19 protein-coding genes are annotated in these 19,857 nt (G+C 65.9%); 8 read left to right on the top strand and 11 right to left on the bottom strand.

Features of this window, described 5'->3' with window-relative positions; genetic code table 11:
• Positions 1–21: 21 nt before the first annotated feature.
• From R8G01_07755 to R8G01_07710, 10 genes are all read right to left on the bottom strand, one after another.
• Positions 22–1,593 (bottom strand): glutamate synthase-related protein, encoded by a 1,572-nt coding sequence (locus R8G01_07755; protein ID MDW3213873.1) that lies wholly within the window; start codon positions 1,591–1,593, stop codon positions 22–24.
• Between the two features lie 217 nt (positions 1,594–1,810).
• Entirely contained in the window at positions 1,811–2,044 is a 234-nt protein-coding gene (locus R8G01_07750) for a helix-turn-helix transcriptional regulator (GenBank protein MDW3213872.1), read from the bottom strand.
• Entirely contained in the window at positions 2,044–2,478 is a 435-nt protein-coding gene (locus tag R8G01_07745) for a hypothetical protein (protein ID MDW3213871.1), read from the bottom strand. Before R8G01_07745 ends, R8G01_07750 begins: the two co-directional genes overlap by 1 nt.
• Before the next feature lie 397 nt (positions 2,479–2,875).
• Complete coding sequence (locus R8G01_07740) at positions 2,876–3,751, bottom strand: SMP-30/gluconolactonase/LRE family protein (GenBank protein MDW3213870.1); 876 nt, start codon at positions 3,749–3,751, stop codon at positions 2,876–2,878.
• 37 nt (positions 3,752–3,788) lie between these two features.
• Positions 3,789–4,637 (bottom strand): phytanoyl-CoA dioxygenase family protein, encoded by an 849-nt coding sequence (locus R8G01_07735; GenBank protein MDW3213869.1) that lies wholly within the window; start codon positions 4,635–4,637, stop codon positions 3,789–3,791.
• A 35-nt stretch (positions 4,638–4,672) separates the two neighbouring features.
• Entirely contained in the window at positions 4,673–6,406 is a 1,734-nt protein-coding gene (locus tag R8G01_07730; protein MDW3213868.1) for an IlvD/Edd family dehydratase, read from the bottom strand.
• A gap of 94 nt (positions 6,407–6,500) precedes the next feature.
• On the bottom strand, positions 6,501–7,304 hold the full coding sequence (locus R8G01_07725; GenBank protein ID MDW3213867.1) for an IclR family transcriptional regulator: 804 nt from the start codon (positions 7,302–7,304) through the stop codon (positions 6,501–6,503).
• A 124-nt stretch (positions 7,305–7,428) separates the two neighbouring features.
• Positions 7,429–8,199: an SDR family oxidoreductase gene (locus R8G01_07720; GenBank protein ID MDW3213866.1), complete on the bottom strand. Its 771-nt coding sequence runs from the start codon at positions 8,197–8,199 to the stop codon at positions 7,429–7,431.
• A gap of 37 nt (positions 8,200–8,236) precedes the next feature.
• Positions 8,237–9,031: an SDR family oxidoreductase gene (locus R8G01_07715; protein ID MDW3213865.1), complete on the bottom strand. Its 795-nt coding sequence runs from the start codon at positions 9,029–9,031 to the stop codon at positions 8,237–8,239.
• A 157-nt stretch (positions 9,032–9,188) separates the two neighbouring features.
• Positions 9,189–10,163: an IS481 family transposase gene (locus tag R8G01_07710; protein ID MDW3213864.1), complete on the bottom strand. Its 975-nt coding sequence runs from the start codon at positions 10,161–10,163 to the stop codon at positions 9,189–9,191.
• 194 nt (positions 10,164–10,357) lie between these two features.
• On the opposite strand from R8G01_07710, the gene R8G01_07705 reads away from it, so the two are divergent.
• From R8G01_07705 to R8G01_07670, 8 genes are all read left to right on the top strand, one after another.
• On the top strand, positions 10,358–11,944 hold the full coding sequence (locus tag R8G01_07705) for an ABC transporter substrate-binding protein (protein ID MDW3213863.1): 1,587 nt from the start codon (positions 10,358–10,360) through the stop codon (positions 11,942–11,944).
• Between the two features lie 47 nt (positions 11,945–11,991).
• A complete protein-coding gene (locus tag R8G01_07700) occupies positions 11,992–13,020 on the top strand; it encodes an ABC transporter permease (GenBank protein ID MDW3213862.1) in 1,029 nt (342 codons plus the stop codon).
• Positions 13,021–13,045: 25 nt separating this feature from the next.
• On the top strand, positions 13,046–13,924 hold the full coding sequence (locus R8G01_07695) for an ABC transporter permease (GenBank protein MDW3213861.1): 879 nt from the start codon (positions 13,046–13,048) through the stop codon (positions 13,922–13,924).
• A complete protein-coding gene (locus tag R8G01_07690; GenBank protein ID MDW3213860.1) occupies positions 13,924–14,892 on the top strand; it encodes an ABC transporter ATP-binding protein in 969 nt (322 codons plus the stop codon). The genes R8G01_07695 and R8G01_07690 overlap by 1 nt, the downstream gene beginning before the upstream one ends.
• A gap of 2 nt (positions 14,893–14,894) precedes the next feature.
• On the top strand, positions 14,895–15,668 hold the full coding sequence (locus tag R8G01_07685; GenBank protein MDW3213859.1) for a dipeptide/oligopeptide/nickel ABC transporter ATP-binding protein: 774 nt from the start codon (positions 14,895–14,897) through the stop codon (positions 15,666–15,668).
• 50 nt (positions 15,669–15,718) lie between these two features.
• Positions 15,719–16,771, top strand: coding sequence for a class I mannose-6-phosphate isomerase (locus R8G01_07680; GenBank protein MDW3213858.1), 1,053 nt, complete (start codon positions 15,719–15,721; stop codon positions 16,769–16,771).
• Positions 16,768–17,568, top strand: coding sequence for an SDR family oxidoreductase (locus tag R8G01_07675; GenBank protein ID MDW3213857.1), 801 nt, complete (start codon positions 16,768–16,770; stop codon positions 17,566–17,568). Before R8G01_07680 ends, R8G01_07675 begins: the two co-directional genes overlap by 4 nt.
• 200 nt (positions 17,569–17,768) lie before the next feature.
• Positions 17,769–18,860: a Zn-dependent alcohol dehydrogenase gene (locus R8G01_07670; protein ID MDW3213856.1), complete on the top strand. Its 1,092-nt coding sequence runs from the start codon at positions 17,769–17,771 to the stop codon at positions 18,858–18,860.
• 30 nt (positions 18,861–18,890) lie between these two features.
• Here R8G01_07670 and R8G01_07665 read toward each other — a convergent pair whose 3' ends face one another.
• On the bottom strand, positions 18,891–19,847 hold the full coding sequence (locus tag R8G01_07665; GenBank protein ID MDW3213855.1) for a DUF4432 family protein: 957 nt from the start codon (positions 19,845–19,847) through the stop codon (positions 18,891–18,893).
• Positions 19,848–19,857: the final 10 nt, after the last annotated feature.

Here is a 19,857-nt window from a genome sequence, read left to right as displayed (position 1 = left end):
GCAGTCGAAACGGGCGTTCGGTCACGGCGCTCCGAAGCCGGAGTAGCGAACGCCGGTCAGCTTCGCCATGTCGTGGTCCCAGGTCGCGAGATCCGACTTGGTGAACTGGTCGAGATGGTCGTGGCCACAGGCCCGCGCCATCACCTCCATCAGCTCGGTCGCGGCGCCGAAGAACGTGGCCAGACGTCGGCTTGCAGCCTCGACATCGAGCCGGGAGCGCAGCTCTGGCTTCTGCGTGGCGATACCGGCTGGGCAGTTGTTGGTGTTGCACATCCGCGCCGCGACGCAACCGACCGCCTGCATGGCCGAGTTCGAGATCGCCACGCCGTCCGCGCCCAACGCAAGGGCCTTCACGAAGTCGATCGGCATCCGTAGTCCACCGGTCGCGATCAGGGTGACGCGGCCCGACGCCCCCTGTTCGTCGAGGAACCGACGAGCGCGAGCCAGCGCCGGGATGGTCGGGACGCTGATGTGGTCGCGGAAGATCTCCGGAGCGGCGCCGGTGCCGCCGCCGCGACCATCGAGAATGATGTAGTCGACGCCTGATTCGAGCGCGAAGCCCATGTCGGCTTCGATGTGGTTGGCGCTGAGTTTCATGCCGATCGGGATACCGCCCGTCACCTCGCGGACCCGATCCCCGAACGCCCGGAAGTCGTCGGCGGTGTGCAGGTCGGTGAACGTCGAAGGTGAGATGGCGTCCTCACCTTCGGGAATCTGGCGGACCTCGGAGATCTTGCCGTGGTTCTTCGCGCCGGGGAGGTGACCGCCGGTCCCGGTCTTCGCGCCCTGGCCGCCTTTGAAGTGGAATGCCTGCACCAGCGGGAGCAGCTCTTCGCGGTAGCCGAACTTGGCGCTCGCGAGTTCGTAGAGGTAACGGCTGTTGGCCTGCTGTTCTTCGCGCAACATGCCGCCCTCGCCCGAACAGATGCCGGTCCCGGCGAGTTCGGCGCCGGTGGCCAGCGCCACCTTGGCTTCCTCGGACAACGCACCGAAGCTCATGTCCGAGACGAACACCGGAATCTCGAGCTGCAACGGCTTGGCAGCCTGCGGGCCGATCACCAAGTCGGTGCCGACCGCAACGTCGTCGAGCAGCGGCTTGGTCGCCATCTGCGCCACCATGAGCTGGAGATCGTCCCACTGGGGGAGGTCCTTGCGGGGAACGCCCATCGAGGTCATTCGGCCGTGATGGCCGAGCTTCGACAAACCGTCGCGAGCCAGTTCGTGGATGAACGCGACGGTCGGTTCCTCCGGCGTCGGTCGTGCGGCGGGAGCGCCGCCGGCCTCACTCACCGCCACCGGTGTCCCGTCATCCTTCGGCGTGGTCGTGCTGCCGTCGGTCCCGACCGACTCATCGGTGAACTGTGCATGGCTGCCGTCGCAGTACGGAGCCGTCCCGGTGCATTTGCAGGCGCACAGGTAGGCCTCGCCATCCGACTCGGCGGTGAACGGCACCGGCGAGAACGTGGTGCCGACGTGAGAGCCGTCGCAGAACGGCTGATTCGCTGATCGGCCACAGGCGCACCAGAACTGCTCCTCGCCGGCGTTCAGTTGGACGGCGACCGGCTGGTTGTCGGCGATGATCGGATCGGGCATGACGGCGTGCTCCTCGGCGAGACGTAGGGGTGCGATCGACTAGCCGTCACGCTCACGCGTCCGACCGCCGGCAGCCAGTCTGGTCGGTGACGGAAGGAGCGTGCCAGGTCGGGCCACATTTCGACGTGGAGCCCCGTCGCAGGCCGTCCCGGCGTTCGCCGGTGCGCCTGTTGGGGCTGCTGAACGACCCGGTTCCCACTGGTCCGGGCACCTCGGGTCAGCCCGCGTCGACCGGCGCTTCGGTGGGACCGAGTTCGTCGGCGCTGGGGCTGAACAGGTCTTCGATCGTGGTGGCGAAGACTCGGGCCAGGCGGAAGGCGAGCGGGAGGCTCGGGTCGTAGCGTCCCTTCTCGAGCGCGTTGACCGTCTGCCGGCTCACGCCCAGCAGGTCGGCCAGGTGGGCCTGGCTCCAGCCGTTGACGGCGCGGCGTTCCCTCAGGCGGTTCTCCATCAGCGGATCCCGCGAACGAGCAGCGTGCCGCTCCATGCGGTCATGCCGATGCCGAAGACGAGCCATCCGCCGAAGGTCCAGGCAACGCCGATCCCGCCCAGGAACCCGAGCGCCATCGATGCGAGCATCGCGGCGCCGAACCCGAGCGCCATGCACTCGAGCATGACGATGCGTCCGTACTCGTCGGCCCGCTGGACGGCTCGATAGAGGGCGACGGCGACGCCGATCATCGGGATCACCGGAACGAGGACCCAGAGGCGTGCTCCTGACGTGTTCGCATCCACGGTGGTGGACACGACTGCGAGCATGACCCAGAACGCGACGATCGCCGGGATGAACTCGCGGAGGTAGCTGTTGCGCTGCTGCCTGTCCGCGGCGCTCAGCCGGGGGCCTCGGGCCGCGACGTCGGGAGGGGTGTGCCGGGTGTCGTTCATGATTCAAAGAGTAAAGGACACTTGTCTAAATGTCAAGGAGACTTTCCGGAAAGGCTCCGTGACCATGCGGCTGCGCGGCACCGCCGAGTGAGCCGACGTTCGACCGCCCGGACAACATCACCTTGGCCCCGTACGGCCGGCTCATTCTGTGCGAGGACGGTGACGGCGAGCAGTATCTGATCGGCCTCGGTCCGGCATCCGGTCAGTTGCGGGCCTTCGCCCGCAACGCGATGGGTGACAACGAGTTCGCCGGTGCGACCTTCTCGCCGGATAGTCGGACACTGTTCGTCAGCATCCGAGTCCGTCGACGACATTCGGCATCGCCGTCCCCTGGACGGGTCGCGGTGGTCGTCGCTGACGCACTCGGCACGCCCGGCCGGGTGTGGCGCCGACCCCGTCAGGTGGTCGACGCTGCGCCCTGGTCGTGCCTGCCGAACGGCGTGTATCCGCGGCCGGCGATGCCGACGTCGAGCGCGAACAGGGCGCCGGCGTGCGGTTGTTCCCGGAGTTGTTCGTCGGGCAGTCCGCCGCGTGCCGACGTGATGAAGAGTGTGGTGAGGTCGGGCCCGCCGAACGCGCAGCTCGTGATGAATCCGCCCGGCACCTCGACCACACGGTCGAGCCGGCCGTCCGGGGTGTACCGGTGGATGGCACCGCCGTCCCAGAGGGCCACCCACACAGCGCCTTCTGCGTCGACGCTGAGACCATCGGGGATGGCGTCGATGTGGGCGAGCGGTTCCGAGTGCGTGGGAAGGCCATCGGCATCGAGATGGATCGTCTCGACGCGGTGGGCGAGCGAGTCGACGTAGTGGCACGTCCGACCGTCGGGACTCCAATCGATGCCGTTCGACAGGGCGATCCCGTCGCGAACCTGGACGGTCGAGCCGTCGTCGGCGACGCAGAACAACCCACCGCGTTGGTCGCCGGAACGGTCGACCGTGCCCACCCACAGGCGGCCCATCGGGTCGCATCGGGCGTCGTTCGCCAGGCCGTCACCATCGGGCGGCAACGGTGCGATGGTCTCGCCGACCCGTCCGGACTCGTCGATCCGCACCACGTCGATACCGGCGACGGCGATCAATCCGTCGTCGATGGCGGGGACGACGGCGCTGACCCGCCGGTCGAGGGGGATCTCGGTGTGTGAGCCGGCGGCGTCCAGCTGATGGAAGATCTGGCCGTCGACGTCGAGCCACAGCAGCCGCCCGCGTCGGGCATCCCACGTCGGTCCCTCGCCGAGCAGCGAGGCGGTGTCGACGACGATGTCAGGTGTCATGGGTGATCGCTCCTCGTGTACGTCACGCGAGTTCGGGTCATCGGAAGAACCGGTTCGTCATCGCGCGTTGGTTCTCGTAGATCGAGCCCTGGCTGGGAGCCGGCGGCAGCGGCATCCTGATCGGAGTGACGGTGACTCGCGGCTCGATCGTCGGTTCGCCGGCGACGATCATCTCGTCGAACCGGGCGAGATCGTCGACCGGTGTCGCGAGCGGAAACGCGTCGACCGCGGCGAACTGGAACAGCAAGAGGTTCCGTGAGCGATCGGACCGGTTCGGCGCCGAACCGTGCACGGCACGCACGTGATGGAACGTCATCGATCCGGCCGTCCCGGTCAGCTTGGCTGCTGATCCGAAGTCGATCGGGGTGGCCACGGGGTCGATCGCTCCGCAGAAGAAGCCGTTGGCGTGGTGATCGTGGGTGGGACCACGGTGACTACCGGGGAGTACGCACAGCGGACCGTTCGATTCGTCGACGTCGTCGAGCATGATCCCGACCGCGACGAGATCGTCGTTCGTGTGCGGGTAGAACGCCCAGTCCTGATGCCACTCGACGGCGGCGCCGTCGCCGGCCGACTTCATGTTCAACTTGCTGGTCTGGAACCGGATGTCCGGTCCGATCAGTTGGGTGAGGATCTCGATCATGCGCGGGTGGCGGACGAGCGCGGCCACCGTCGGCATCACTGCGTGCGGCTCTTTGATGCGCCTGACGCGTGGTGAGGCGGGGGAGTGGCTGTCCTCGAGGTCGTACACGTCGTCGTTCTCGGTGAGCCCTGCCGCCTTGGCCACCACGTCGGCGAGTTCCCGACGGATGGCGCCGAGCTCCGAGGTGGTGAGCACATCGGTCACGACGACGTAACCCTGCTGGCGATACGCGGCGACGTCCACGGAGGTGTAGGTATCGGCCATGGTCGAGCGCGACGTCAGTGACTCTCGCGGGTGATGGTCGAGCCGCTGCCGCCGACGAGGAAGCCGAGGTCGCAGCCGGTGTCGGCCTGTGTGACGTGATCGATGTAGAGGCGATACCACCCGCGGACCGCTACGGGTGGTGGCGCCTCCCAGTCGGCTCGGCGGTGCTCGAGTTCGGCCTCGTCGACGTGGAGCGTGAGGCTTCGGTTCGGTACGTCGAGCGTGATCGAGTCGCCCGTGCGCACGAGGGCGAGCGGGCCGCCGACCGCCGACTCGGGCGCGGTGTGGAGCACGACCGTGCCGAACGCGGTGCCGCTCATGCGGGCGTCGCTGATCCGGACCATGTCGGTGACGCCCTGCGTGAGGAGTTTCGTCGGGAGCGGCATGTTGCCGACTTCGGGCATGCCCGGGTAGCCGGTCGGGCCGCAGCCCCGCAGCACCATGACCGTGTCGGCGGTCACGTCGAGGTCGGGATCGTCGATGCGTTCGTGGAACTCCTCGATCGTGTCGAACACCAGAGCGGGACCGGTGTGTGTCAACAGCTCGGGTGACGCGGCCGACGGTTTGATGACCGCGCCCTGCGGGCAGAGGTTGCCGCGCAGGACCGCGATGCCGGCCTCGGGGATCAGCGGGTCGTCCAGCGGTCGGATGACTTCGCGGTTCCAGGTCGTTCGTCCGGCCCAGTTGTCTCGGATCGGATGCCCGGTGACGGCGAGCGCGTCGCCGTCGAGCAGTGTGTCGAGTTCGGCCATCACCGCCGGGATGCCACCCGCTTCGAAGACATCGTCCATCAGGTACTGGCCGGCCGGCATGACGTTGGTGATGAGGGGGAGGTGCGAACCGATCCGATCGAAGTCGTCGAGCGACAGCTCGATCCCCAATCGCCCGGCGATCGCCAGGAGGTGGATGACGGCGTTGGTCGAGCCGCCGACCGCAGACAGCACGCGGATGGCGTTCTCGAAGGCCGGCCGGGTGAGGACCGACGCGGGCCGGAGGTCTTCGCTCACCATGGCGACGATCCGGCGTCCGGTCATGTGGGCCAGTCGGTTGCGTCGCGCATCGGGTGCCGGGATGGCGGCATTGTCCGGCAGTGTGAAGCCGAGCGCTTCGGCCATCGTCGCCATCGTCGACGCCGTCCCCATCGGGTTGCAGTGACCGGCGCTCCGGGTCATCACCGACTCGGTCGCCACGAAGTCCTCGACGCTCATCGTGCCGGCGCGAACGGCTTCGCTCATCTTCCACATGTCGGTCGCCGACCCGAGCGGGCGGCCCTCGTGCCGGCCGGTCAGCATCGGCCCGCCGGTCATCATGATCGCCGGAAGGTCGACAGATGCCGCCCCCATGATCATCGCCGGCGTCGTCTTGTCGCATCCGGACAGGAGGACGACCCCGTCGATCGGATTGCCTCGGATCGACTCCTCGACGTCCATCGCCATCAAGTTGCGGAGCAGCATCGTCGTCGGCTGGATCTGCGTCTCGCCGAGCGACATGACCGGGAACTCGAGCGGCACCCCGCCCGCCTCCCACACGCCTCGCTTGACGTGTTCGGCCAATGCGCTGAGGTGCTGGTTGCACGGTGTGAGTTCCGACGCCGAGTTGCAGATGCCGATCATCGGCTTGCCGCTGAAGGCGTCGTCCGGAAGGCCTCGCTTCATCCAGCTCCGATGGATGTAATTGTCACGGCTGGTGCCCTCGTACCACCGACCGGTCCGGAGTCGGACCGGAGTCTCCTGCTCGTGTTCGGTCATCGGCGATCGAATCCCGTCGTCAGCGTCGCGACCTCGTGTGGTCGGGTGTTCATGTCATGTCCTCCGGGTCGGTCTGGGTGGTGCGACGCCCACCTCAGCGGGAAACGTACGGCTTCTTCGGATTTCGGGCCTGCGGCTTCTTCGGCGGGTACTCGCCGCGATATCTGAGCGCCCGCGACGCATCGTCAGCAGCCTTGAGGAGGGCAGTGGTGACGTCATCCTTGGCCTCGTCGAAGCGAGCGATCGGCATCGCCGCGGCGAAGGAACCGACCGGTTCGCCGTGGCTTCCGATGATCACGGTGCCGATCCCGGCGATCCCGACGTCGGACTCCTCGCGATCGAATGCCACACCGTTGAGACGCACTTGCTCGAATTCGGTGAGGAGCTGGTCCCAGTCGACGATGGTGCGCCCGGTTACCGCCTCGAGTTCGCGGCCGGGCAGGTACGTCTCGAGTTCCTCTGCGTCGCAGAACGCCAGAAAGGCCTTTCCCGACGCCGTCGAGTGCGGATCGTCGGCAAACCCGACCTCGAAGCTGCCCACTCGAAGTCGCTTGGTGCTCTCGTGCGAGGCGACGATGGCGATCGTCGAGCCCAACGCAAGCGATGCGTAGACGGTTTCGTCGGTCGCCATGTGGAGCGCATGCAGGTGATCGATGATGACCTGAGGCGGGGCCGCTTGGATCTGGTAACCGTCGATGAGATAGGCGACGCGTGCCCCCAGCTGGTAGCGCCCACCTGCGAGGCGATGCACGTACCCGCTGTTCTGGAGCGTCCGGAGGATCTGGTAGACGGTGCCCTGGTTGATGCTGAGCGACGCCCCGATCGACCGTGCGGTACCGAGCCCGTTCCCCCGAGCGATCTCCTCGAGGACCCGAATGCCTCGCTCGAGGGTCAGCAACGTCCCACTTGGTGCCGACCGTGAGGCGCCCGCGTCGGGCTTCTTGCTCTTCTTCTTCGATCGAGTCGACGGAGTTTTCAGGACGCTTCTACCTTCCTCTGGCTGTGTGAGGTGAGAACGTAAACTAGTGGTGGACCCAGCCCCCGTCGACGGTGATCACCTGTCCAGTCACGAAGGCACTGTCGTCCGAGGCGAGATAGACGAACGTGCCGGCCAGATCATCGGCGTAGCCGCGACGAGGAATCGACTGACGTTCGGCCGAGAGGATAGCGAGTTCGTGTTCGTCGAAATTGAGCTCGACCTCCTGCTCGGTGCGGATCGCTCCGGGCATCACGCTGTTCACGCGGATGCCGTCACCGCCCACCTCGCGAGCCAGTGAGCGTGTGAGTCCGATAATGCCCGCTTTGGTCGTGACGTAGTCGACGAAGCCGGCCATGCCGAGTTCGACCGTGACGCTCGTCAGCGTGATGATGCTGCCCCGACCGAGACGAAGCATGCTGGGGTACACGGCGCGGGCGCAGAGATACGTGCCGCGCAGGTTGACCGCCATCGTGCGGTCCCACTGTTCGATCGGGATCTCGTTCCACACGCCGCGCTCCGAGTATGCAGCGTTGGCCACCATGATGTCGATGTCGCCGAACGTGCCCTCGGCGACGTCGATGAGGTGATCGACGTCGGCCGGAACGCTGATGTCGCCAGGGATCTTGATCGCTCGGCCGCCCGACTCGTTGATGCGGTCGACGACGCCTTGTGCCAGCGCATCCATTCGCTCTTCGGGCAACGTGTTGACGACGACGCATGCGCCTTCACGGGCGAACGCCTCGGCCGCAGCGGCTCCGATGCCCCACGATGCACCAGTGACGATCGCTACGCGATTCTCGAGTCGTCCTGTCATGTCCTGCCTTTGCTCGTTGTGATATGGGTGCGGGAGTTCACCAGATGCTCCATCCGCCGTCGACAACGAGGTTGTGCCCGTGGACGAATCCCGAGGCGCGGGCGGCCAGGAACACCGTGGCGGTCACGTAGTCCTCGGGCAAGCTCGTTCGCTTGACCGGCGTCTGGTCCGCAAGGTGGTCCCAGACACGCTGGGTCTCCTCGTCCGGGTCCTTCTGCCAGGTGATCATGCCCGGGCTCAGGGTGTTGACCGTGACGCCGGTGGCACCGATCTGGCACGCCAGGTAATGCGAGAGACCGATCAGACCGTGCTTCGCCGCCGTATAGGCGCCCGCTCCGCCGCGCGAGCCGGTGTTCCGAGGGTCCTGACCGATGGAACCGTAGATCGACGACACGTTGATCACGCGACCGAATCCGCGGTCGATCATCTTCGGGGTGAGCAGCCGGCAGAGCCGCTCGATCGCGATGACGTTGATCTCGTAGGTGTCACGCCACTCCTGCGCGGACTGCTCACCCCACGGCTTGGTGTGTGGGTCGCCGCCGGCGTTGTTCACGAGGACGTCGATGTGCTCGGGAATGTCGTCGAGTTCTTCGTAGAGCGCATCTTCGGTGAGGTCACCCACGAGGTATCGATGCGGCGCCTCCAGTGAGGAGAACGTCTCGGCCAGCGCATCGGCGCTGCGCGCGAGGCCGATGACGGTCGCCCCGTGATCGACCAGCCCGTGGACCAATCCTCGGCCCAGGCCGTACCCGGCGCCTGTGACGAGAGCGGTCATGCCGCTGAGGTCGAACAGGTTCGACCCGTCCCTGATTCCAGCGTCGTTCGAATCCATGTATCAACCCCCGTTTGAGAATGTGTCTGAGCGAGTGCGGCCGATGGTTCGGCGGCACTGAAACGCGGTGTTCACACGTCCGAGCCTTGCTCCCCCGACTCTGGATATGCTAACATCCGCTCAGCATAGACGAAATCTATGTGCCACACAACAACGTCTAGGTGTGCATGACGGGGACGTTGTCCTTGAGCGTGTCGATTGGTGTTGACCATCCGAGTGCGCCGTGTGCTCGGTGGTGATTGTAGAAGTGCACGAAGTGGTCGTACTCGACTGAGCGTTCGTCGTCGCTGTGCCAGTCGCGGATGTAGGCCCATTCCTCGAGCAGGATTCGGTGAAAGCGTTCGATCTTGCCGTTGGTCTGGGGTCGGAACGGTCGTGTCCGTTTCGGGGTGATCCCGGCAGCGAGCAGCGTGTCTCGCCACAGGTGACTCTTGTAGCAGGACCCGTTGTCGGTCAGCACTCGTTCGACGGTGATGCCGTGAGCGTTGAACCAGGTGTTCGCTCGGTGCCAGAAGGCGACGGCGGTGACGGCTTGTTCGTTGGCGTGGATCTCGGAGTAGACGAGGCGGGTGCGGTCATCGAGCGCCGAGTGCAGGAACCTGTAACCGGTAGTTGACCGTTTCGCCGTGGGGGCGTTGCCTTTGCCGTGGATTCGCCAACCGCCACCGTCGGGGATGCCAGCGAGTTTCTTGACGTCGACGTGGACCAGCTCACCGGGCCGATCGCGCTGATAGCGCACGACCGAGTCCTTGGTGGCACGATCACCGGAGTCGAGCCGGCCAAGACCCTCGGCGATGAGGATCTTCTGCACCGTGGAACTGGCCCGACCAACCTCGAACCCGATGTGGGCAGCACCCCACCGATGCTGTTGACGCAGCTCGATGATCCGCCGCCGACAATCATCAGGTGTTGCGCTCGGAGAACGGTGCGGCCGCGACGAACGATCCAACAAACCCGACGACCCTTCGGCGACGAACCGGTCCCGCCACTTCCGAACTGTCTTCGCGTCGACCTGGAACCGTTCCGCAGTGGCTTCGATCGTCCAGCCCCGATCGATCACACAGGCAATCATCTTGCGGCGACCGAGCGGTGTCAGTGACGCGTTCGGGTGTTGGGTTCTAGCGTGTCCCATCGAGCTCTCCTTGCGAGTGGTGTGCGTTGTCGAAGACACACAGCCTCGCTCGGAGGGCTCACCTATTCAGCGGACCAACAATCCCATCCCGCCAGGGACAACGTTCCCGGTCATCACATCTAGGGGGCAAGATCGTGTTGCAAACATTGAGGTACGGAACAGGAGTGCGTCGGGGAAGATCCGTCGCGCTGCTGATGAGCGTGGCGCTCATTGCCGCATCGTGCGGAGGCGACGACGACGCCGCCGACGAGCCGGATACCGCCGAGGAGGCGACCGACACTGCGGACGACGGCGAGGCCTCCGAGCCAGCAGCAGAACCGAGCGGAGGCGACGATTCGGAATCGTCGGATGACGGCAAGTCCACGACCCTCATCGCCACACTCCCGCAGGAGCCGGCGAGCTGGAACTACTGGGAAGTCGGCGCCAACGCTCTGCGTGTTCCGACCTTCTACAACGTCCAAGAGACGTTGGTCGAGGTCAAGCCCGATGGGAGCATCGTGCCGATGCTCGCGGAGGATTGGTCGATCAGCGACGACGGCCTGAGCTACACCTTCACGATCCGGGAAGCAATGTTCCACGATGGTTCGGAGCTCGATTCGGCCGACGTGGTGTATTCGATGCTCAAGAACGCCGAGTCGCCGCTCAGCAAGTTGAGCGCTCCGCACCTCATCGTTTCGAGCGTCGAGGCGCTGGACGACACCACAGTGGAGATCGTGCTCAGCCAACCGAGCGCCACGTTCCTCAAGGAACTCGGCAACTCGGCCGGCTACGTCGTTCCCGAGAACTTCCTCGAGGACAACGACGCCGGTAGCACGATGATCGGTACCGGGCCCTTCGTGTTCAGCGACTACAAGCCCGACACGAGCCTGACCCTCACTCGATTCGAGGACTACTGGGGGGACCTGCCGTACTTCGAGGTCATCGACTGGCGCTTCGTCGACGACGAGACGGCGGCCCTCAACGGTCTGCTCGCCGGTGAGTACGACTTCGTCACCGCGGTGCTCGCCGAAGGTATCGAGCGGGTCGCCACGTTCTCCGATGACGCTGAGTACAAGGTGTTGTTCGAGAGTGCCGGCGAGGTCTCGTACCTGTGGCTCAACGTCAACGAGGAGGCGTTCCAGGACATCCGTGTCCGGCAGGCGATCGCCCACGCCGTCAATCGCGAAGAAGCGATTGCCGTCTACGACGGCTACGCCGATCCGACGTGCCTGATGGTTGTCCCGTACGCCGAGCCGTACAACAGCGACTATTGCCCGTACCCGTACGACCCCGACACGTCCATGTCGTTGCTCGCCGAGGCCGGCTACGAGGATCTCGAGGTCGACTACCCGTTCGCTGCGGTCGCATCGCACCCCTTCACCATGGAGGTGCTGACCCAGCAGCTAGGGGCAGTCGGCATCAAGGTCAACAGTCGTTCGGAGGACCTCACCACCTGGCTCGACAAGACCTGGGCGCAGGGCAACTACGGCATGAGTGAGATCCGCGACTCGGCGAACATCCTGCAGTACGGCTGCGAGGGTGGGCGTGAGCCGCTGGGTAAGAGTTCCCAGCTGTGCATCCCCGAGTTCGAGGACCAGTTGGCCCTCGCCGACTCGTATACGGACAACGACGAGTACCTCGCTGCGATGTCCGATTTGGTCAAGACCTTGGCCGACTTGGCCTGGGTCACGGTGATCGCTGCACCGCGGGTGCCCCAGGTCATGACGGCCGGCCTCGACGGCATCCAGGAAGTTCGGATCAACAACGCAGTCGACGTACGGTCGGCTCGGTGGTCCGACTGACAGCTCCACGGTGAACTGGTCGGTGCCTCGGCCCGACCAGTTCACCGATGTCGATGGGTCGTCCGGTGGCATCCGCTACCGGACGACCCTCGGTCCATCTGACACTCTCTGAACACATGATTCGTTACACACTTCGTTTGCTCCTGAACCTTCTGTTCGCTGCCTTCGTCGGATCTGTTGCCGTCTTCTCGCTCGTGAACCTGCTCGGTGGCGACATCGTCACCGTCCTGCTCGGCCAAGAAGCAGCGCCCGTCGACGTGCAGTTCATGCGCGAGGAACTCGGGCTCGACCGTTCGCTCTTCGTCCAGTACTTCGACTGGCTCTGGGGTGTGGTGACCGGAGACCTGGGCACCTCGTATGGCATGGGCTACGACATTTTCGACGAGATCGTCAGACGTATCGAGCCCACACTCATGATCACCATCGGTGCGTTGATCGTTTCCGTGCCGTTGTCGCTGGCACTCGGAACCTACTCCGCCATCAACTCCAAGAAGGTTCGAGGCGCCGTCGTCGACGTCGTCACCCAGATCGGGATCGCCATCCCGACGTTCTGGGCTGGGCTGCTCCTCGTGTTGTTCTTCGCTGTTCGCCTCGGGTGGTTGCCGACGGGCGGCTACGTGCCGCTCACGGAGGATCCCCTGGCGTGCCTCCGCTCGATCACCCTGCCCGTCCTGGCCCTGAGTCTCGGCGTGACGTCCGTCTTCACGCGATACGTCCGCACCTCGATGATCGACGTGATGAACGAAGACTTCGTCCGATCTGCGATGGCGCGGGGCCGGAGCCGGCGAGGTGCGGCTCTCGTCCATGGCGTCCGCAACGCCTCCATTCCGCTCGTGACGGTGGCGGCGCTCCAATTCGGCCAGTTGATCGCCGGCGCCGTGGTGGTCGAGAACGTGTTCGTGCTCCCGGGGATCGGGCGCCTCATCGTCACGGCGACGCTCGGGCGCGAGGTGATCGTGGTGCAGTCGCTCGCCCTCGTGATCATGCTCGTGATCCTGATCCTGAACTTTTTTGTCGACATCGCCTATGGCTTCCTCGACCCACGAATTCGCGACAAGGCGGACGCTGATGTCTGACAACACGACAACGACCGTTGACGACATGTTCGACGACGACACGGCGATCCCGGCGCAGCCCTCCAGGTGGCGGCGGCTTCGCCGACTGCCGCTGACGCTCTATCTCGGCGGCACCCTCGTCGCGTCGTTCGTGTTCGTAGCGCTGCTCTCGTTCATCTGGACTCCCTACCCGCCGAATCAGCTGAACATGACGAACCGGCTCGCGCCGCCCGGGTCGCCGGGATTCCTTCTCGGCACCGACCGCGCCGGGCGGGACGTCACCACCGAACTCATGCTCGGCGCCCGGAACTCGCTGTACGTCAGCGTCGTGTCGACGATCGCAGCGATGGTCATCGGTGCGGCGATCGGACTCTCGATCGCCGGCGCGAACCGTACCTTTCAAGGGCCACTCACCCGGCTCGTCGATGCCGGCTTGGCGCTGCCCGGCATCCTCACTGCCCTGGTCCTGGCGGCGAAGTTGGGGCCTGGCAACACGACGGCCACGATCGCGATCATCACCTGGCAGATCCCGGTGGCGGCTCGTGTCACGATCGGACCGGCGCGGCAGGTCTTGGCGCTCGACTTCGTCGAGGCGGCGTACGGGTACGGCCGCCGCAAGTCGTACGTCCTGGTTCGCCACGTCCTACCGAACATCAGTCCTCTGCTGATCGTGCTGGGCTCCGTCATGTTCGCTGCGGCGATCTTGATCGAGGCCTCGCTCGCGTACCTCGGCGTCGGCGTCCAGCCTCCGACCTCGTCGTGGGGGAGATTCCTCAACGAGACGCAGTCGCTGCTTGAGGCGGCGCCGTACCTGATGTTCTTCCCCGGACTCGCGATCGTCTTCACGGCGCTCGGATTCAATCTGCTCGGTGACGGTCTGCGCACCATCCTCGATCCTCAGCAGACCAGGAGTGGGTTGTCCTGATGCTCGAGATCCGTGACCTCAGTGTCCACATCGACGGACATCAGATCGTGCACATCGACGAACTCGACGTGCCCGTCGGGGCCCGGTTGGGGCTCGTCGGTGAGTCCGGATCCGGTAAGACGATGACCGCCAAGGCCATCGCCGGGCTGTTGCCCGACGAGGCCAAGGCGTCTGGTGCCGTTCGCTTCGGCGACGACGACCTCCTGTCGCTGTCCGACGCCGAGTTCGCCAAGATACGAGGTGACAAGATCGGTTTCGTCTTCCAGGATCCGGCGCGTTCACTGAATCCGATGATGCGGATCGGGCGCCAGGTGTCCGAGGCGATCCGTCTGCACACCGGTCTCAGAGGCCGTGCCGTCACTGAACGGGTGGTCGAACTGCTCGAGCTGGTGCAACTCCCTGAGCCGGCCGCACTCGTTCGCCGGTACCCGCATCAACTCTCGGGTGGCCAGCAACAACGGGTGATGATCGCCGCTGCGATCGCCGCTGACCCCGAACTCCTGATCGCCGACGAACCCACCACGGCTCTCGATGTCACCGTCCAGGAAGAGATCCTGCGGCTGCTGATCTCGTTGAGCGAGCAACGGAACATGAGCTTGCTCTTCGTCAGCCACGACCTCGGAGTCATCCGGTTCGTGTGCGACCGCGTCGCGGTGATCTACGGCGGGCACGTCGTCGAGGCTGGCGCCGTCGAACAGGTCATCGGGCAACCCCGGCACCGGTACACGACAGCGCTGCTCGCTGCGAACCCGGGCATGCCCCAGGCCGACGACTATTCGTCGTTCATCGGCCAGCGGCTGCAGACGATCCAGGGATCTGTCCCGGCCGTCGGCAGATTCCCGAGCGGCTGCCGGTTCCGGAATCGGTGTGAACACGTGACGGGTTCGTGCGCCGGCGCCCCGCCGGCGGTCACGTCGGCGAGCGGCCACCGGTACTCCTGCTGGCATCCGGCCGAGGAGGACACATAGAGATGGCGATCGTCGACGTCGATGACCTGTACTTCCACTACCCGAGAGCCCGGCTCGGGCCCGACGACGAGGGTTGGACGCTGCGCGGCGTCTCGGTTGCCATTGGTGAGGGTTCGACCATCGGCATCGTCGGAGAGTCGGGCTCCGGTAAGTCCACCCTGATCCGCGTGATGTGCGGGTTGCTCCGGCATCAACGCGGAACGGTTCGGTTCGAGGGCCGTGACATCGGCGACTACCGCCGGGACGGCGCCAACGAGCTGCGTCGGAAGAACCAGATCGTCTTCCAGAACCCGCGCCGGTCGCTCGACCCGCGCATGACGATCCGCCGATCGCTGAGCGAACCGGTGCGGGCATTGCAGGGCCGCAAGCCCGACGACGACGAGTTGATCACATCGCTGGAGCGAGTCGGCCTCGGTCGTGAGGTGCTGCCACGATTCCCGCATCAGCTCTCCGGAGGTCAGTTGCAGCGGGTCGGCATCGCGCGCTCGCTCTCGGTCGACCCGACGATCCTCTACGCTGATGAACCGGTCAGCGCGCTGGACGTCTCGGTTCAGGCGCAGGTTCTCAACCTGCTGATGGACCTTCGCGATGAGCTAGGGCTCACGCTCGTGATGGTGTCGCACGATCTGGGTGTCGTGAGTCGGATGTGTGAGGACATCGTCGTCATGCGAGACGGTCGGGTCGTCGAGTCGGGTCGAACCGATGCCGTGCTCGCCAATCCGCAGTCGTCGTACACCGCGGCGCTGCTTGCCGCGGCGCGGGTCGCCAGCCTGTAGCGCGACGTGAAGGTTCAACGATGATCCGCCGGTCGATCGGGCGTCGATAAGTGCCGCGCCCGATCCTGCTGCCCGACAATCGGGTTCCTGTCTACTACCAGGGGGGCGAGGGCATCGACCGCTTCCGTGCGGTGCCCGGCGAGCGTCGAGGTCCGGAGGACTGGGTCGCGTCGCTGTGCACGTTGCCGCCGAGGGTCGGGGCGACGGACTCCGGCGACGCCGGTCTGTCGGTGACGGCCGACGGAGTGGTTCTGGCGGACCTCATCGCTGCCGACCCGGTCGGCTGGCTCGGCGAAGGATTGGCCGAGAGGTTCGGCGACGATTCCGGTCTACTGGTGAAACTGCTCGACGCGGGAGAGCGTCTCCCCGTCCATTGTCATCCGACGCGGACGTTCGGCGCCGACCACCTGGGGAGCCTGTTCGGCAAGACGGAGGGGTGGATCATTCTGGATGCAGAGCCCGGTTCTCGAGTGTGGCTCGGTCTGAGCGACGACATCGATCGAGCGACGCTTCGCCGATGGATCGATCACCAGGACGCGATGTCGATGCTGGCGGCGATGAACGAGGTCGAGGTCGGAGCCGGTCAGGTCGTGTACGTACCGGCCGGGGTCCCGCACGCCATCGGTCCAGGGATCCTGCTGACGGAGTTGCAGGAACCGACGGCGTTCTCGGTTCTCGCAGAGCATGCGGCGTTCGGTGTCGGTGCAGACCAGGCCACGCTCGGTCTCGGTTGGGACGTCGCAATCGACTGTTTCGACCTCAGCGGGTATGGCGGGGAGCGCTTGGCGGCGCTCTTCGCCGAGCCCGTCGAACTGGCCGCGTCGACTGGTGGCATCGTGTCCAATCTGTTTCCGACGGCCGCCGAGCAGTTCTTCTCCGCTCGCTTGGTCCAGTGCTTCCGTGATGTCGATCTTCCCTGGCCGAGCTTCGCCGTAGTGGTGGTCACCGGCGGAGTCGGCTCGCTGTGTTGCGACGCTGGCGCCGACCCCATCAGGCGTGGTGAGACCTGGGTCGTTCCGCATGGTGTCGGACCCGCCAGCTTTCGTGGCGACGTCGAAGCCATCGTGTGCCTGCCTCCGAGCACTGATCGGACCACGTCGTGAACGCTGAGGCCACCGACGGTGCCACGTTCGGAGCGTCTGGCCCCCACGGGGTCGCGATCGTCACCGGCGCTTGTCGCAACATCGGGGCGGCCGTCGCTACCGAGTTGGCAGCTGCCGGAGCCTCGGTGGCGGTCAACCATCTCGACGAAGCCTCCGCCGATGAAGCCGGCGCGGTCGTCGACCGAATCCGCGATGCGGGAGGCGTCGCGATCGCAGTCCGAGCGGACGTGTCCTCGGAGCGTGACGTCACCGAGATGGTGCGCAAGGTGCAGCTGGAGTTCGGTCCGATTTCGGTGCTCGTCAACAACGCCGCGGCATCGGTTGCCTCGTCGCGGCCCTGGCAGGAGATCACCGCCGAGGAGTGGACGAGGGTGATGGCTGTCAACGTGGTCGGTGGGGCCATCTGCGCCCGAGCAGTTGCACCGTCGATGATTGCGTGCGGCCGCGGGAGCATCATCAACATGTCGTCGGTCACGGCGCTACTCGGCGCGACCGGCAATCTGCACTACGTCACGTCGAAGGCGGCGCAACTCGGCTTCACCCGCTCTCTGGCCCGAGAGTTGGGTGTGCATCGCATCCGGGTGAACGCGATCGTCATCGGCGCGATCGAGACCCCATCGGAGGCCGTTTACGGCGACCCCGATGAACTCGCTCGGTACCTCTCCACCGTGCAAGCGCTGGAGCGGCGGGGTACACCCGACGACATCGCTCAGATGGTGTCGTTCCTCGCGTCGAATCGAGCGTCGTTCATCACGGGGCAGGCAATCACGGTCGACGGCGGTTGGGTCATGCACTGAGCCCGACCGACCATGGGATGCAGGCTGAATCGATCGGTGCGAGCTTGTCGCGCAAACTTGGTTTATGTTACTGTTCGCTCAGAATAAACGAAATGTGGGGGCGTTTCTTGGTCAACCGACCGTGATGGCTCCCACGACGACCAGCCGGAGTGGGGACCGCATCCGTCGGTTTCCCGAAGACTCAACAAGGGATGCATGCCATGCAGATCACAGCTCCAGTTCTCCTCAAACCGAACGAGCCGATGCAGATGATGGACGTCGAGCTCGACGAGCCGGGCTTCGGCGAAGTGCGGGTCAAGATGGTGGCGAGCGGCGTCTGTCACAGTTGCTTGCATGCGTACGACGGTTCGCACACGGGTATCCCGATGCCGATCGTCCTCGGCGACGAGGGGTCGGGCATCGTCGATGCCGTCGGCGAAGGCTGCAACAGCCTCAAGCCCGGTGATCACGTCATCATCTCATGGGCGCCCGACTGTGGCGCCTGCAAGTACTGCGCCCTCGGCTTTCCCTCGCTGTGTCTGAACACGCCGCCCATCGGCAAGATGACCGGCGGCACCACCCGCTTCCATCACCAGGGCAACGATGTCCACCACTACGGGCCGGCGACATACGGCCCGTACATCGTGGTGCCAGAGGCCGGCGCAGTATGGGTGCGACCCGACTTTCCCCTGGAGCTCGCGGCGCTGATCGGCTGTTCCGTCACGACCGGCTTCGGCTCGGTCGTCAACTCGGCAGCGCTCCGGGCCGGCCAGAGCGTCGCCGTGTTCGGCTGCGGTGGCGTCGGCCTCAACGCGATCCAGGGTGCCGTGGCGACCGGCGCGTACCCGATCATCGGGGTCGACGTGCTCGACAGCAAGCTCGACCTGGCGCGTGAGTTCGGTGCGACACACACGATCAACCCCACCCGGCACGATCTCCAGGCAGAGGTCTTACGCATCACCGGCCAAGGTGTCGACGCGAGCATCGTCGCCGTCGGCGCGACGATCGCCATGCAGCAAGGTCTCGACATCCTCGCCAGGCAGGGTGTGGAAGTCGTGCTCGGACTTCCAGGGACCGGCCAGACGTTCCCTGTCGATCCTGCATTGCTGATGTCGGGCGAGCGTCGGATCGTCGGTTCTCGCTACGGCAGCAGCAACCCGATGGTCGAGTTCCCCAAGATGGTCGAGCTGGCGATGGCCGGCCGTCTCAAGCTCGATGAGTTGGTGACGAAGCGATACGACCTCGACGAAGCTGACGAAGCCTTCCGCGCCTTGGCCGCCGGGGAACAGGCTCGCGGCCTGATCGTCTTCTGACCCCAAGCGGTGGACCGGCGCATTCGGTCGTCAACCGGTCGCCGCGTTTTTGAAGCTGATCGCTCCGGTGTGGTCGGCACCCGTGACGGCTCGGCCGTCCGGTCGGAACGGGATGACGGTCACCGTCGTGGTCCTGTGTTCGCCGGGGATCAACCAGTGCGCCTGACCGCGCTCGATCGCGGCGGCGAGCCCGTCGCCGGGCCACGAACTGGCCGGCTCCAGGGCGACCAGCGAGGTCCGGCCGTGGAACGGGAACCCTGGGCTGCCGAGCTCTCGCCAGAGCCACATGTGCGGGAAGTCCTCGATCTCCCACACGATCGCGACACCGACCGCGGGGCATCGCAGGGCGGCCCATCCGTCCGGCCGATCCGGCAGGTAGTGGACGCTTTCGAGCGGACGTGTGTCCGGCACGACGTCGAGCCCGATCTGGCCCTGGCGTCGGCACGGCCACGCCACCGACGACGCGGTCTCGTCGTCGCGGTCGACGACAGGGCCGGCGGGCAGATCGATGCGGTCACCGGGCCCGGCGACGAACGCGGGGTGCTCGCCCCAGACGAACGGCTGACGTTCGCCGCTGACGTTCTCGATCGTCGTCGTGATGCGGACCCGGTCGGGGGCGTCGACCAGAGCGATGGTCCGGTGCGCGACGAACGGCAAGCGGGTGCCGGCCCGCATCGAGACCTCCGACTGCGACACGGTGTCGATGTCGACCGCCGTGCGCGACCACTCGCCGTGGAACGGCAGCGGCACGCCGTCGACCACGCACGCCGCGCCCGCGTTCGGAACGAGGAACTGCCAGCCGCCTCGGTATTCCGAGAGCCAGTCGAGCCGCTGGTCGCCGTAACTCCGGCTCCGGGACGCGGCCACCGGCGAATCCCACTCGTACTCGGCGAGGAGGGGAGTGCCGTCGAGCTCGATCTGACGCAGTTCGCCGCCCATCGACTCGTCGATCGTCGCGGTGAGCGCACCTGCGTGCAACGTGATCATCCGGCGTGCT

Source organism: Ilumatobacteraceae bacterium (assembly GCA_033344875.1).
In the GTDB taxonomy this organism is placed as follows: domain Bacteria; phylum Actinomycetota; class Acidimicrobiia; order Acidimicrobiales; family Ilumatobacteraceae; genus Ilumatobacter.
The sequence above is the reverse complement of the archived record's forward strand: the minus strand, read 5'-3'. Positions and strand labels throughout refer to the sequence as shown.

Bases quoted from the DNA above. Each gene is read 5' to 3' on its own strand.
- R8G01_07755 (MDW3213873.1), bottom strand. From the start codon at position 1,593: ATGCCCGATCCGATCATCGCCGACAACCAGCCGGTCGCCGTCCAACTG.
- R8G01_07750 (MDW3213872.1), bottom strand. From the start codon at position 2,044: ATGGAGAACCGCCTGAGGGAACGCCGCGCCGTCAACGGCTGGAGCCAG.
- R8G01_07745 (MDW3213871.1), bottom strand. From the start codon at position 2,478: ATGAACGACACCCGGCACACCCCTCCCGACGTCGCGGCCCGAGGCCCC.
- R8G01_07740 (MDW3213870.1), bottom strand. From the start codon at position 3,751: ATGACACCTGACATCGTCGTCGACACCGCCTCGCTGCTCGGCGAGGGA.
- R8G01_07730 (MDW3213868.1), bottom strand. From the start codon at position 6,406: ATGACCGAACACGAGCAGGAGACTCCGGTCCGACTCCGGACCGGTCGG.
- R8G01_07720 (MDW3213866.1), bottom strand. From the start codon at position 8,199: ATGACAGGACGACTCGAGAATCGCGTAGCGATCGTCACTGGTGCATCG.
- R8G01_07715 (MDW3213865.1), bottom strand. From the start codon at position 9,031: ATGGATTCGAACGACGCTGGAATCAGGGACGGGTCGAACCTGTTCGAC.
- R8G01_07710 (MDW3213864.1), bottom strand. From the start codon at position 10,163: ATGGGACACGCTAGAACCCAACACCCGAACGCGTCACTGACACCGCTC.
- R8G01_07705 (MDW3213863.1), top strand. From the start codon at position 10,358: ATGAGCGTGGCGCTCATTGCCGCATCGTGCGGAGGCGACGACGACGCC.
- R8G01_07700 (MDW3213862.1), top strand. From the start codon at position 11,992: ATGTCGATGGGTCGTCCGGTGGCATCCGCTACCGGACGACCCTCGGTC.
- R8G01_07695 (MDW3213861.1), top strand. From the start codon at position 13,046: ATGTTCGACGACGACACGGCGATCCCGGCGCAGCCCTCCAGGTGGCGG.
- R8G01_07690 (MDW3213860.1), top strand. From the start codon at position 13,924: ATGCTCGAGATCCGTGACCTCAGTGTCCACATCGACGGACATCAGATC.
- R8G01_07685 (MDW3213859.1), top strand. From the start codon at position 14,895: ATGGCGATCGTCGACGTCGATGACCTGTACTTCCACTACCCGAGAGCC.
- R8G01_07670 (MDW3213856.1), top strand. From the start codon at position 17,769: ATGCAGATCACAGCTCCAGTTCTCCTCAAACCGAACGAGCCGATGCAG.
- R8G01_07665 (MDW3213855.1), bottom strand. From the start codon at position 19,847: ATGATCACGTTGCACGCAGGTGCGCTCACCGCGACGATCGACGAGTCG.